Here is a 15,231-nt window from a genome sequence, read left to right on the forward strand (position 1 = left end):
AAAAATACAAACGCCGACGGGGATGCAACCGTCGGCGTTCGCGCTTAGCTTAGGAAGGAGAAGTGTTTGACGCTTGTTTCTTAAAATGCCATGACTTCCAGCGATTTAAAACGAACCGGATCGCCATTAAAGGTTGCCGGTTTGTAGCGATATTTTCTAAACGATTCCATCGCGATTTGGTTCAAATGTTGATCATCTGCGCCGTTTACCAGCGTAACGGAGGTTACTTCCCCGTTGGTGTCTACCACACATTCAGCCAAAATCATTGTTACGCCATCTTTTGTCTTCGCCGCTTTTTTGGCGATTTCCGGCTTGTTTTTTTGAACGTAATGTTTTTTGCCGCCGTCGATCAGTGTTTCTTCGACCAGTTTGATTGGCGCGGGTGCGGCAACCAGTTCAATTCCCAGTTCAGATGTTGATCCGGAATTTTCGATTACGGATTTCGGCGCAGTGACAGCACCGGTAATTTCTTTCTCGTTCCGGTTTTTGTTTTCAGCCTGCACCGGAGCATTGTCTTTTTGCATTTCACGAATCGCCTGCAGTTTTTGCTGTTCGGAGCGAATTTCGCTTTTCAGGCGTTCCATTTCCTGCCGCAGTTTGTTCACATCGGTTTTTGCTTTCGCCAGTTGCGAAAGTTTTTGCAGGCGTTCGTCCAGTTGGCGCAATTCCAGCGCGCGATTGATCTGGTCGGCAATCACCGGATCATCCGGGGTAATTTGGCGGATTTTCTGAAAATGATCCACTGCCATTTCATACTGATTGGCTTCGAGCGCGTTCTCCGCCATTTCAAAATAATGATTGACAATTTGTTCGCGCAGTGCCAGTGCCATGCTGTAATCTGCGCGTTCAGCCAAAATATCGTTGATATACAGTATTGCGTTGTCATGTTCGGGAACAAGATAGCGTTTTTGTTTGTAGGCGATAGTTGCGCGTTCCATCAACTTGTGCAATTTGTCCTGCACCAGATTTTCTTTTTCCTGCAATTTGTCTAACGCTTCCAGCCGGTTTTTTACAATGCTGATTCGCGGGTCCAGCGGATATTTTAGCGCAAATAGCTCGTATTGGGCTTTGGCTTTGCGAAAATCGTTCGCATGAAACAGCTCTTCGGCACGTTCGAAACGGACGGTTTGGGTGTATTTGGGATAGACAAATCCGTAAAATCCGGTTGCTGCTAAAATTAACAGCGCAACGGCAACGCCATATTTCCGGGCAGAAATTTTCCACCACGGTGTTTCGTCATAATCGGGATCGATGATCGGGTAAAGCTGCGGTTGTTCGCGCTGAAATGTTTGATCATCCACCGGTTCGGTTGTTTTGGGTGCCGGCGTCTCGGTTTTTGCACGTTCTTTTAGCGCTTCCAATTTTGATTCGATCAGACTGGAGAGCGCGTTTTCGTCAATCTTTTCATCTTTTTTTGGCTGTTCCTGGGCAAATTCGCCAAACATCCGGCGGGAACGTCCGGCTATTTTTACTTTCGGCTCGGTCTCAATGGTTTGCGAATTGATCGGCAGCGTCGGTTTTGGTGCTGCTTTTTCCGCAACAGGGGTTTCAACGATTGTCGGTTTTTGCTCGATTACCGCTGATTCAACGATTGTCGGTTTTTGCTCGATTACCGCTGATTCAACAACTGGCGGTTTTTTCTCGGTTACCGGCTGTTTTGCTGTGACCGGTTTCGGCTGTGGTGCAGCGCTTTTTTGCGTCATCGCCGGTTGTGATTGTACCACCGGTTCGGTTTTCGGCGCGGCGTTGTTGGTTGCACTGGCAGTCGCAGCCGATTTTGCCGCTTCACCGGACGGCAATTGCAAATGGTGGTGCATATCCAGCACAATAACGCTTTGCATACCGTGTATGGTGCAGATTTTCGTCCGCAGATGCCGTTTGCAGCGTGTGCAGTAAAATCCGATTTTGCCATTTTTTTGAGAATCATGTGTGTTCATTTTTAACACTCCCTTGGTAAAACACTCCTGTCGAACGTTGTTCGATGGATGACGCTTTTAATTTCTCTCGATTCAAAGACGTTTTCATATTTCAACAAAGAACATTGCAAGCACCGTTCCAAATGCAGAAATAATAGTCGTTATTTTTCGAACAAAGTTGATTCGCGACAGGGAAATAGAGTAGTTATTCACGATAATATTCATATTAACTGTATATTTAATTGTGCTTAAATTGCTGTTATTTATCGATTTGTTGCTATTCTATCGATAAGATAACGAATAAATATTAATCAATTATGCATATCGCATTTCGGCAACAGATCAATTATTTCTGAAAATAATATTTGAAAATGTTAGGTTGGCAACCGGCAACGGACGCAATATTATGCGATGCCGCAATATCTGTTTTGGAATTGTGTGCAATAAATTCCCATTTTTTAGATAATTTTTTTGGAGAGGGGAGACGCACGCGTTAGAAAAATCGGGAGTGATCATAAAAAAAGGGCGATCGGTGAATCGCCCTTTGCATATTCAAGCTGTGATGTTCATATCTATTTTAACACTGTGCCAACCACAATTGGCGCGAGCTTGCTTTTCTTTTTGCCGGAAACCGGTTCAATCACTTCAAGATGGCAAACGTATGTGCCCAGCGGCACCAGCTCGTTCAGTTCATCGCGCCCGTTCCATTCGAAAGTGCGTTCGACCAGCGCCGCGGTTTCGTCCAGCAATGTGCTGACGAGTCTGCCGCCGAGATCGAAAATCCGCACAGTCACCTGATTGTTGACCGCCGCAGCGTTGTAGCTGATTTCGATGGTTTCGCCGCGATCGGGCACAAACGGGTGCGGTTCCACCCGCAGGCTTACGTTGTCCAGCGAGGGATTGTAATCGGGATCGAGCCGGATCTGATCCTGATAGGTGGTGAGCAACTGAAAAATGGAATCGCCCTGACTGACGAACAATCCGCTGACGCCTTCCGCCAAAATACGGTCGTTTACATTAAACTGGCTCAAATCCAGCCGTGCGGTATCCCAAACGCGAACGCTGGTGCTGCCGCGCCCGTCGCTGATTTCCAGCGTGCTGCCGCCACCGGCGGAAAATTTCTCAATGACCACGCCTTCGGTGGCAACTAACGTACCGTCCCAACGGGTGGAATTGGCTTCGCTGTTGCTCAATGGCAATGCGGCTGGCAACGGTTGTTCTTCGGCGATGAGCGTGCTGCTCGTGTATTCCACTTCGGTGACGCCGTTGAATTCCGTTACGCTGCCAATGATGCGCACCAGATTTCCGCGCTGAATGTTGGTATCCCAACCGAAGCGGAAAAGCTGCACGCCACGCCCGGATTCATCCTGCACATATGCGGATGTGACCGAATCGCCGCTGGATACGGTTTCCCGCAGCAACCCGACGCCGATGGTGACAGTGCCGCGTAAGTTGACCGCGCTGAACTGGCGGGAATCGGTTTGCAAATCGTAAATCAACTGGCGGCCGCCGCTGCCGACCGTTACGCGACCGGGGCGTTCCGTGAGGCGCAGGCTGCCGTTGTTGCCGGCGGTGCGCACCCAGATATAGGAATCGACAGATTCGGAAGGCGCCGCCAGCGGTTCAAAACTGACGCTGAGCGTATCACCGTTTTCGATAATCACATCGTTAATTCTGACATAAATGTTGGAATACAACGCCGAACCGCTTTCGATTTGGGATGCCGGAACCGGATTGCCATTCAGCAAAGCGGTTGCCTGAACGGTTGATTTTTCAACCGATGATGTGAGCACCTGTCCCCACAGCGATGGCAGTTCGATTTGCACGGTAGATATCGTGTCGTCTATCGTGCCAAAAAGGTTGACAGTGAAATTTTGATAAATGGAATCCGTTTGCACAACGTTAACCGGCACCTGAACCAGACCGCTGCCGTCCGCGCGAGCGGTTTTTCCGGGGATGATAATTTCATCCTGATAGCCCGGCACAATTTGCACGGTATTGTTGAAAACATCCGCAACGCCTTGCACGGAAATGGTATCGCCGATGCTGAATCCGCTGATGTTAAGCTCAGTCGTATCCCAAACGCGAACGAGCACGGTGCCCTGTTCATCGCGCAATGTGATGTTTGTGCCGCCGCCAACACCCGTCGCGAGATCCTCGACTTCGCCGACCACTCTGGTGTATGTGCCTTCGTAAGCCACTTCGTTTGCCAGTCCGCTGCGAACAAAACGCGCCGCCGGCAACGGGGCATTTTCTGCCATGAGCGTGGTTGTAAAATCGGTAATTTCCGTGACGCCGCTGAATTCCGTTACCGTTCCGCTGACGCGCAATTTTTTGAATCGATCGATATTTTGCGATGCAACCGGCGGATCAAAATTGAACAGGTTGATGCCTTTGCCGGATTCATCCTGAATATACGCATCCAAACGGGTGGTGATAATGACACTCGCGCCGAGCGTAACCACGCCTTCGATGGTCACCTGCTGACCGTCGAAAAAGGATACGTTATCCTGAATGGTTGCGATGGGCAGCACGCCGTCCACCGCGCCGACAACATAAAAATTGCCGGAATTGCTGGCGGATTTGCCCTCGTTATCGATGGCTGTGACGGAAAATTGCACGAGCGCGGCGTTTAATTGCGCGGGAATTTCTCCTGACCAGGTGTTCCCGCTGGTGTTTTCCATTGTTACAGAAAGGGTGACGCCGCCGTTCACTGAATAATTGAGGGTTGCGCTGGCGATCGAGCCGTCCGTATCCACTGCTTCGGCGGTGACGGTTACTGCGTCGCTGGCGGTCGGTTGCGCGGGTGAAAACGCCACGTTTTCGACAACCGGCGCGCCGGGCAACGGCACTTCGCCGGGATTGGGCGTGCCGATCACAAATGATTGCGCGAGATTTTCGCTCATTTCATTATGTCCGGTGATGCCGTTTCCGCCGAGCTGCACTTCGCCGTATTCCAGAATAACGGTGCGCTGGATGGTTTCGCCAAAGCCGTGCGGCTGGTCTGCCGATGCCGAAATCTGGCTGGCGATTGGTGTATCATTTAAATAGGTGCTCGGGCTGCTGTCCGCGTCCGGACCGTCGATGCTGACGCCGGATTTGTCCACGCCTTCGGCTTTATCGCCCCAAACGAGGTAGTCCGCATCCTGCACCAAATCGCTCTGCCCGTCCCAATAATATAGCACAACCATTTCGCCGGTGTTGGTCAGTCCGCCCTGCCCGGCGATGCTGCCGGAGAATGCTTCGCGCATATTCGGGATCGATCCGTCGGTTTCGAACAATTCGTAAGTGGGTGCCACGGAATAAGTGCTGATAAATCCGGTGCCGCTCATGGCGATGGTTTGCACTTCGTTTGCGGCAATCGTTGCGCCATTCGGGAATCTGGCATGAAAATCGCCGAAAGTGCCGCCGCCGGCGTTTTCGCCCGTAACGATGTTATAATAATAGGCGTTACCGCCGGGAAAAGTGGCGTCGGTCAGGTAATAATCCGATAAATCGATGGTTTGTCCGGTCGGGTTGAAAATTTCCACAAACTCGCCTTCGGTGGGCACAACTGCCAATTCGGTGATCAGCAAATGCGCTGCGCCCGGCTCCGCATCGGTGACGGTAAAACTGCGGTTTGGCGAATCCGCCACGGCGCCGCTATCGTCAATCGCGCGGACAAAATAGGTGACATTTGTGCCATCGGGCTGCCCGGAAATTTGCGCCTGATAGCTGTCGCCGCCGGTGCTGCTCATCGCCACGCTGTCGAACGCGGCAGAATTCAGCGAAAACAGCAGGCGAACGGCGCTGACCTGGCTGTCATCGGTGACGTCGGCGGAGATGGTCACGGCTTCGTCGGGTTTCGGCAGCGTCGGCGATTGCCCGATGTTGCTGATCACCGGCGGAATATTTCCGCTGATGCCGCCCACCAGTTCGCTTTGCACGCTCGGTGCAAGCTGCGCTGCGCCGCTGAAAATATCCATCACTGCAGTGACGGTCAGTCCCTGCCCGACGCTGAAACTGCTGACATCGATGCCGGTGGTGCCCCAAATGCGGATGAGCACATCACCGCTGCCATCGTTGATGGTGATGTTGGTTGCGTCGCTAAACGATGCAATATTATTAATTGTGCCGGCTGTTTGCACATAAGTGCCTTCCAGTGCAGTGTTTCCGGCACCGGATGTGCTCAGCACCAGCGGTTCCGGCAGCGCGTTTCCGGTGGAAATCAGCTCGATCGAAAAATCGGTGATTTCTGTAACGCCCTGAAATTCCTCCACCGTTCCGGTGATGCGTAGGCGGTTGCCGCGGGCGAGCAGCGCGTCCGGCGGATTGTTGCTGAACAGGTTGATGCCGCGCCCGGATTCATCCTGAATATAGGCATCCGTGCGGGTGGTGATGGTTGTGCCGCCCGCCAGCGTAATAATCCCTTCCACCGTAACGGTGGTAAATGCCGATGGATTCGCCTGAATATCGGCGATTGCGGTAATTTGCAGCGAGGGCAGGGTGTAACTGAATGTGTCGCTGAGCGCAGTTGCGCCGCTGTCGTCGATGGCTTTCACAAAATAATCGACGGTTGCGCCGCCCGCCTGCCCGGGAACAAATGCCGCATAACGATCCGCACCGATGAAATTCATGGCGAGGCTGTCATACGCCGCGCCGTCTACCGCGTAAAACAGTTGGCGAACCGGGACTGAGCTGTCATCCGTGATGGTCGCGATGACTTGCACATCTTGTCCGGCATCCGGCTCTGTGGGCGTTTGCGTCACGCTCACAATTTCCGGCGGCTGGTTTAGCTGCGGATCGACAACCGTGTATGAATTGGTCGGTGAAAGCGTGGTTTCACCCGCGTTGTCTGTCGCTTTGATGTAATATTCAACGGTGGTTCCGGCAGCCTGTCCAGCGATGGTTGCGGCGTATGTGTCGCCGCCGGTGTTGCTCATCGCGGTGCTGTCGAACGCTGCGCTGTTGATCGCAAAAAAGAGCTTTGCATCGCTGACGGTGTCGTCATCGGTGATGTCCGCCTGAACCGACACATCCGTGCCGGACGCCGGGTTTGCCGGACTCTGCAAAATATTGCTGATCACCGGAGCGTTGTTCACTGTGCCTTCCACCAGTTCGTCGGCGTAGCCGGGCGTGAGTTGGCTGGCGCTGTTGAAAATGTCCATCACTGCGGTAACGGTCAGTTCCTCGCCAACGGCAAATCCGCTCAAATCGATGCCGGTGGTGTTCCACACCCGCACGGTCAGCGCGCCGCTGCCATCATTAATAATGATATCCGTTCCGGTTGCGCCCGGCGTAATTTCGGAAATTTGTCCGGCGGAGCGAACGTAACTGCCTTCCAGTTCGATATTCCCGGCATCGCCGGTGCTCAATTGCAATGGCGATGGCAGCGGATTTCCGGTGGAAACCAGTTGAATTGAATAATCGATAATTTCGGTAACGCCGCCAAATTCGGTAACGCGCCCGATGATTTGCACGCGATTGCCGCGAACCAGCAGCGGGTCCGGCGCATTCTGGCTGAAAATGTTGATGCCGCGCCCGGATTCATCCTGAACGTATGCGTCCGTCCGCGTGTCAATGGTGATGCCCGCACCGAGCGTGACGATGGCTTCCACCAAAACGACATCGTATGCAGAAGGATTGGATTGGATATCGGCGATTTGGGTGGCTGTGCCGGGCACGTCATAAGTTGAAATCAGGGTTTGGCGGGTGTTGCTTTCGTCGTCCATCGCTTCGAGGTAATATTGCACTTCGGTATCGCCCGGTTGCCCGGGAATGGTTGCTGTGTAAGTGTTTCCGCTGGTGTTGCTCATGGCTGTCGCGTTGAACGTGCCGCCGTCGATCGACACAAATAATTGGGCGGAAGCTACCGTTCCGTCGTCGGTGATGTCCGCAGAAATGGTTACAGCCTCGTTGGCAAACGGATACAACGGATCGCGGGAAACGCTGCCGATTACCGGCGCTGTGCCGCCGCTGCCGCTCGGTCCGCTGCCCGGATTGGGCGTTGCTGCGGAAAAGGACGTCGCCAAATCTTCGCTGGTTTCGTTATTTCCGGTGATGCCGTTGCCGCCGGAAGCGGTTTCGCCGTTTTCGATCAGTGTCGTGCGCTGGGTGGATTCGCCGAAATCGTGCGGTTGTCCATTGACAATTGAAATTTGCGCCGCCGTTCCGGTATCCGCCAAATAGGTCGATGGCGTCGTGTCCGCATCCGGTCCGTCGATGGAAACGCCGGTTTTGTCCACTGCTTCATCTTTGTCGCCCCAAACTACGTAATCCACATCCTGCACCAAATCGCTCTGTCCGTCCCAGCTATATAAAATCACGATTTCACCGGCATTGCTGAGCGTTGCGTTTGCTGCAATTGAACCGCCGAACGCTTCGCGCATGTTCGGCACGGATGCGTCGGTTTCAATCATTTCGTAGGTGGGATTTACGCTATATGTGCTGTTGAACGCGGTTGCGCTGAGGGCGATTAATTGAAATTCTCCCGGCGCGATACTCGCACCATCGGGAAAACGGGCGTGAAAATCGCTGTTGCTGCCGCCGCCGGCATTGCTGCCGGTAACAATGTTGTAATAAAATATCCCGTTGGCGGATGACGTCGCATCGGTGAGATAATAATTCGATAAATCGATGGTCGCACCGGTGGGATTGGTGATTTCGATAAATTCGCCATCGGTTGGCGTAACGACAATCTCTGTAATTAAGATATGATCCTGCGCAATCGCAAAAACAGACATCACTAAACTGAGTAAAAAAATGCGGATAGGCTTCATGAATCCTCGCAGCGAAAAAGAGTTCAAATTCAATTTTTTCAACAAACAATATATCTAAAGGCAGGGCAAATACGCAAGGGAAATGGGATTTGAAATACCTGCACCAGAATGCTTTTCGGTTATCGCCGTGTTATCCGGAACAGTTTTTTAATCATTAATGCCGGATTATTAGATTATGAAATATTGGCCGTTAATGTGCAAATAGCATCAAGTTTTACCAAATCTAACCGATCTACTGATTTAAATGTGCGAATATCGGTAAATGCACTATTAATTCTTCAGGAGTAAAACATGGAAAAGTTTCACGAAACGTTAAAATTCAAACTGACTGCGATCGTTTTGGGTTGTCTGACAATCGGCGGAATGTTGATCAGTTACGTTGCATCGGGAAATGCCGAAGAAGAGTTGCACAAAGAAGCTGCAGCGGATTTCAAAAGCTTCTCACAATTGCTGGATCAAAAAGTTCAGTCAAAAATTAATGAAATGGCTTCCCAACTGGATGGAATTCTGGTCAATCGCGATGTGATCACTTTTTTTAATGATGGCGAGCGGGACTCGTTGAAAACATTATTGTTGCCATTGTTCAAAAATTCATTGGAAGCCCGCAGCAATATTGCCCAGTTTCAGTTTCATTTGCCACCAGCAACATCTTTTTTGCGGTTGCACAAAACAGAAAAATTTGGCGATGACCTGTCCGGATTTCGTCAAACAGTGGTAAAAAGCAACACCAGTCGTTCTGTTGTTGCGGGTGTGGAAGTTGGCAGAGGCGGTGTGGGTATCCGGTTGGTTGTGCCGGTTTTTCACAACCAGAATCATATTGGCAGTGTCGAATTGGGTGGAAGTCTGGAAGGCGTTGTGGCTGATATCGCCAAATCGATGGAAATGGATTTTGCCATTGCCATCCGCCAGGATGTTTTCGAGAATGCCCGCCGTTTTACGGACAAAGAAAAAGATTTTGTGAAAGGCGATCTCGTTTATTACAACTATTCCAGCGCCGGAGTAATGAACCTGTTTAACGGAGAAAGCATCGCAGACCAGTTTGCCATGCTCGAAAATGACGATAAAAGTTATGGCTGGATCTCCAAACCGTTGATAGATTATTCGGGTGAACAAATTGGCTATGTATCTGTTTTTATTGATTTAAGCGATAAGCTTTCGGCGATTTCCACCGCCCGGACACGTTCCTATCTTGTGCTGTTTTTGTTGGTTCTGGTTATCGCCGGTGTGACATACTTTTTTATGCAGCGTTTTTTATTCTCGCGGTTGAGAGACAGTGTGCAGTTGGCAAGATCTCGAAAACGGCGTTTTTCCCGCTGAAGAAATTGAAAACGGGCAAGATGAACTGGCAGAACTGGAGAAATCGTTGTTGCATATGGGCATCAAAATTACGATGCAAATGAATAACGTACGATCCATCCTCAACACAATTTTAAAAGTGCAAACAGCGCCCACGCTCGATTCAGCCATTCAGCTGATTCTGGAAGGGTTGCAACATATGTTGCAGGCGCAATATGTCGCACTTAGCACGTTTACCAAATCCGGTGGTATTGATCGGTTTTTTACGTTGGGAATGTCTGAAGCGGCACAACGCAGCATCGGTGGATATCCCAAAGGCGAAGGTTTGCTGAAGCATGTGTATCAATCGCGACAGATTTTGCGTATCGAAGATATTGACAAACATGCTGCCAGCGCTGGTTTTCCTGCCAATCATCCGGCAATGAAAAGCCTTATCGCCGGGCCGGTGATGCATGATGAACAATTGTTCGGCACAGTTTATCTCACCAATAAAACCGACGGGCAAGCATTTACGGCAGAAGATGAAGAAGTGCTGAAATTTTTCCTGCCGCTATTGAGCATCACGTTAAAAGAGAAAAAAGTGAATGCGGAAATTTTGGAAACCAAAAAATATATGGAAGCCGAAAGCGTTCAAATATTGCAGGCGATCCGCCGTTTGGCGAAGGGCGATTTGTCGGTTAATGTGGCTGTGAACAATCGCGGCGATGATTTGTCGCGTATCGAAAGTGGATTATCGGAGATGGTTGCCAGCCTCCGCACACTGGTTGGCGATATTTACAAACTCGCTGAAAACGCGACATCGCAGATTGAACAAATCAGTTCATCTACCGAAGAGTTGTCTGCCGGCGCCAAAAACCAGTCCGCCAGTTCGCAGGGCGTTGCATCTGCGATGGAAGAAATGAACCTCACCGTTTACGAAAATTCCCAAAATGCCCAACGCACCGCCGGGCTTGCCAAACAAAACGGCGATGTGATGGTTGAAGTTAACCGCATCGTTCGCGAAACGATTGAAAAGATCCAATCTGTTGCGGTAATCATCGAAAAATCGGCGGGAATGGTGGAAGAATTGGGCGAATCGAGCAACAAAATCGGCGGCATTATTTCTGTCATCGACGAAATTGCCGACCAAACCAACCTGCTGGCACTGAACGCCGCCATCGAAGCTGCCCGCGCCGGTGATCAGGGGCGCGGTTTTGCCGTTGTCGCAGACGAAGTGCGCAGATTAGCCGAACGCACCAGCCACGCCACCGGAGAAATTTCGGAGATGATTGGCAAAACACAAAAAGCTGCCGGCCAAGTTGTGCAAATCATCCGAAACGGAAATGATGAAATGCAGCAAGGTCTGAAATTATCGCAACAAGCCAGCGATGCGTTGCAAAACAGTGTCGAAGGTGCCAACGATGTGCAGGTGAAAATGGCTCAGATCGCCACTTCCAGCGATCAACAATCAGCTGCGCTGACGGATATTTCCCGGAATGTAGAGTCGATTTCGAATATTACGTCTGAATCTGCCACTGCGTTGTCGGATATTTCCCAAACGATTTCAGATTTGAGCAGAGTTATCAATCAATTGCATAGCTCCGTGCAGCAATTTAAGCTTTCGAAAAGCGATTTGATGATCAACAGTTTTGCGGAAAATGAACGGTTCAATTGAACCGGAAGACAATTGGAATAAAAAAATCCCCGGCAAATAACCGGGGATTTTTTTTTTGATTCACATTGTTTCGACAGCGGTAAAAATTACGCATATCGCAGTTTTACGACAGTTACGCCGGTATCGCCTTCGCCCCAGCGCCCCAGCCGTTTGCTTTCCACCCGTTTATCGCGCGATAAATAATTGTTGATCGCAACGCGCAACACACCTGAACCTTTGCCGTGCACAATGCGCACTTCTTCCCAACCGCTTTCCAGCGCCTGGCTGAGATACCGGTCGGTTTCGTCGATAGCGTCCTGCTGATCCAGCCCGCGCAAATCCAGTTCGGGTGTAACTGCTGTGGTGCCGCTGGTTGCATCCACATCCGCACCGGTGATGGTTCGGGCGGCTTTTTCTTTTTTTTTGAGATTTGTTGGATCGCCGGATGCCGTTCCGGTCAACGGTCAACGTTACGTTGCCGACCAGTACGCGCACCTTTTTTTTGCCCTCGGGATCGTCCAATAACTCCCCGGCATCATTCAGCGAATCGACCCAAACGCGGTCGCCTTTTTGCAGCGGTTCCTCCGGTTTTGGGAGCTCAAGATCCGGTTGCAGGCTTTTTTCCAGCCGGGTGCGCTGCTTTTGCACCGTTGACCGGGCGTGTTTGATCACCGCTTTTTCACCCTGGCTTTCGCGAATCTCCTGCACGGTTTTTTCGATGAGTGCGTTGGCTTCCTGCAGAATTTTTAGTGCTGCAACTTCCGCTTCCTGCTTCCGTGCGGCTTTATTTTTTTTGTAGTCATCGAGCTGGCGCTCGTACAAATTTTGCAATGCTTCGGCTTTGGTTAGTTTGATGTTGGCTTCGCGGCGCTCTTTTTCGGCAATTTGCAATCGCGATTCGAGGCTTAAAATCAGCTCTTCCAGCCGGTCTTTTTCCTCGCCGATGTAGGTTTTTGCCGCTAAAATCAGGTTTTCGGGAAAACCGTATCGCCGGGCAATTTCAATGGCGTAGCTGCTGCCCGGCACGCCAACGCGCAACCGGTATGTTGGCGCAAGGGTTTGCAAATCAAATTCCATCGAGGCGTTTTCAACGGATTGGTTTTCGTGGGCGAACGCTTTCAATTCGCCGTGGTGGGTTGTTGCGATGGTCAGCGCTTTTTTATCGGTCAGTTCGCTGAGCAGGGCAATCGCCAGTGCCGCGCCCTCTTTCGGGTCGGTGCCGGTGCCCACTTCGTCCAACAGCACCAGCGTTCGGTCCCCGGCTTCCTCGACAATCTGTTTCAGCCGGACAACGTGCGCGGAAAATGTGCTCAAATCCTGTTCCAGCGATTGGCGGTCGCCGATATCGACCAAAATTTTATCGACCAGCGGAATTTCGCTGTCCGGATCGGCCGGAATGGGGATGCCCATCTGCGTCATTAACACCAGCAACCCGACTGTTTTCATCGCCACGGTTTTTCCGCCGGCGTTTGGTCCGGTGATCACCAGTGTCTGAATATTTTCGCCCAATCCAACAGAAAGCGGCACCACTTTTTCCCGCCCGGTTTTTAACACCAGCAACGGGTGACGACCGTTGAAAATACGCAATACGGCGGCTTCCGTAATTTTTGGAGCGCTGCCTTCCAATTCATTTCCCAACCTGGCTTTTGCCAAAATGACATCCAGAATGGCAATATTTTCCAGGCTGAAGTAAATCACGTTGCGCACTTGCCGGATAATTCCGGTGAGAAACTTGAGAATTTTGATAATTTCCACCCGCTCGCGGATGCGCAAATTCTGAATTTCGTTGCTGATTTTCAGCGTTTCCATCGGCTCCACAAAAATAGTAGCACCGGATGAAGATGTGCCGTGCACAATACCGTTCACTTTATTCACATAATTGGGTTGAATGCCCAACACCTGCCGTCCGTCTCGCAATGTGACAATACCATCCTGCAGATAATCCGCATATTGCTTCTGGATTTTGACCAGCGCCTTTTTGTGATCGCTTTCCATTGTGCGAATTTTGATGCGAACCTGGCGGAGCTCCGGACTGGCGTTGTCAAAAATTTCGCCTGACCGGTCGATCGTTCCCTCAATTTGCCCGATGATATCCCGGTGCATGTGAATGCGCTGGGCGTATTTCTGCAATAGTGGCGCCTCGTCACGGTGCTGGTCAAAAAACAATCGCACTTCGATCAGGCTTTGCAGATTGTATTTGATATCCAACAGCGCATCGGTTTCCAGATACGCATCCACCGGTTTTATTTTATCGAGATGGGGAGTGATATCGGTGAATCCGCTAATGGGCGGCGGATAGCCGCCTTCCAGCAACGCTAGCATCTCCATCGATTTTTGCAGTTCCTCCCGTACAACATCGGCGTGGCGCGAAAAATTAATGGTCGCCAAATGGCGAAAGCCGTAGGGCGTCGCCAATCGTTGCTGAAGTTGTTCAATTATTCTGGGAAATTCCAGTTGTTGGAGGGAAACGCTATCGTGTTTGAGTTGGTGGAGCAGTTGGCTGTCTGTCAGTTCTGTGTCAATCTCGTTTGATGCCATCAATTTTATCTCGTGCTCTGTCGATTTCGTCTATGCCTTCTTTAATATCTTTGCCGGTATCCTCAAGTGCATCGCTGCCGTCTTCCACAATTTCTTTCATCTGTTTGGGAAGCTCTTTCGGGTTGCCCAATAATTTGTAAAAAAACGGCACAGACTGATAAAGCGGGTTATATAACATCGTGTCTTTTTGGGACTTACCGAATGATTTTCCAAACGGCATAAATGCGATAGCATGCAAAACCAATCCGATAATGAGCGCTCCTTTTATGCCGCCAAACAAGCTGCCCAACAGTTTGTTCAGCCAACCGAGAAACAGGGTTTCGCTGAGTTTTTTCATTAGCGCTGCGGCAAGTTTTGTAGCGAATAAAAACGCAACAAAAAATACAATAAAAATAACCAGATGGCTGACCGGTTCCTGTCCCAAAATTCCCGGCAGAAAATCTTCGGCGGTTTTGCTGAAGGCATTTGCGCCGATAACACCGGCCATGATGCCGCCAACAATACCGATCAACCCAAAAGTTTCGTGAAAAAATCCGTTTCGCAATCCATTAATAATGAATGCAGCGAGTACTATACCAGCGATGATATCAAACATTAGCGTGCCGAAAGTTTATCTTTAACGATTTGCTGAACCAGCTTGCCATCCGCCACGCCTTTAACCTGCGGCATAATGACACCCATTATTTTGCCCATGTCTTTTATGGAATCTGCATTGGTGTCGGCGATTGCTTTTTCCACTAATTCAGCAATGGCCGATTCATCCAGTTGTTTTGGCAGATAGGCTTCGATAATCGCCAGTTCCTGCAATTCCTCATCTGCGCGATCAGCTTTTCCGTGCTGCTGATAAAGTTCAATTGCATCCCTGCGCTTTTTTGCGGCAGAATTGAGGACTTGCAAAACTTCATCTTCTGTTAGCTCGCGCATTTTTTCAATTTGAAAATTTTTGAGCTGAGAGCGCATCCCGCGAATGGTTTCCAGCCGAACTTTGTCGCCGGATTTCATCGCGATTTTGTAATCATCCATCAACTTTTTTTCGACACTCATTGTTGCAAATTTCCTTTTTAATTCTTACGCAAAGCAGGAATACCTT

Annotated in this window: 7 protein-coding genes; 2 read left to right on the plus strand and 5 right to left on the minus strand. The window is 50.4% G+C overall.

The window, feature by feature from the left end; all coding sequences use genetic code 11:
• Nucleotides 1-80: 80 nt before the first annotated feature.
• Both H6629_12275 and H6629_12280 read right to left on the minus strand, forming a co-directional pair.
• Nucleotides 81-1,937, minus strand: coding sequence for an energy transducer TonB (locus H6629_12275; protein MCB9068569.1), 1,857 nt, complete (start codon nt 1,935-1,937; stop codon nt 81-83).
• 551 nt (nt 1,938-2,488) lie between these two features.
• The gene (locus tag H6629_12280) at nt 2,489-8,674 is read right to left on the minus strand and encodes a lamin tail domain-containing protein (GenBank protein MCB9068570.1); all 6,186 of its coding nucleotides are present in this window, start codon (nt 8,672-8,674) and stop codon (nt 2,489-2,491) included.
• Nucleotides 8,675-8,965: 291 nt separating this feature from the next.
• Here H6629_12280 and H6629_12285 point away from each other — a divergent pair, with 291 nt between their 5' ends.
• Together H6629_12285 and H6629_12290 are read left to right on the plus strand one after the other, a co-directional pair.
• Nucleotides 8,966-9,991, plus strand: coding sequence for a hypothetical protein (locus H6629_12285; GenBank protein ID MCB9068571.1), 1,026 nt, complete (start codon nt 8,966-8,968; stop codon nt 9,989-9,991).
• On the plus strand, nt 9,948-11,624 hold the full coding sequence (locus tag H6629_12290; GenBank protein ID MCB9068572.1) for a GAF domain-containing protein: 1,677 nt from the start codon (nt 9,948-9,950) through the stop codon (nt 11,622-11,624). Before H6629_12285 ends, H6629_12290 begins: the two co-directional genes overlap by 44 nt.
• A gap of 165 nt (nt 11,625-11,789) precedes the next feature.
• Here the strand turns inward: H6629_12290 and H6629_12295 are convergent, their stop codons facing one another.
• From H6629_12295 to H6629_12305, 3 genes are read right to left on the minus strand one after another with little or no spacing between them, the layout of a single operon-like run.
• Nucleotides 11,790-14,141, minus strand: a complete 2,352-nt coding sequence (locus H6629_12295) for a hypothetical protein (GenBank protein ID MCB9068573.1) — start codon at nt 14,139-14,141, stop codon at nt 11,790-11,792.
• Nucleotides 14,122-14,736: a CvpA family protein gene (locus H6629_12300; GenBank protein ID MCB9068574.1), complete on the minus strand. Its 615-nt coding sequence runs from the start codon at nt 14,734-14,736 to the stop codon at nt 14,122-14,124. The genes H6629_12295 and H6629_12300 overlap by 20 nt, the downstream gene beginning before the upstream one ends.
• On the minus strand, nt 14,736-15,185 hold the full coding sequence (locus tag H6629_12305) for a GatB/YqeY domain-containing protein (protein ID MCB9068575.1): 450 nt from the start codon (nt 15,183-15,185) through the stop codon (nt 14,736-14,738). The genes H6629_12300 and H6629_12305 overlap by 1 nt, the downstream gene beginning before the upstream one ends.
• Between the last annotated feature and the right edge of the window lie 46 nt (nt 15,186-15,231).

This window comes from Calditrichia bacterium, from assembly GCA_020634975.1.
In the GTDB taxonomy this organism is placed as follows: domain Bacteria; phylum Calditrichota; class Calditrichia; order RBG-13-44-9; family J075; genus JACKAQ01.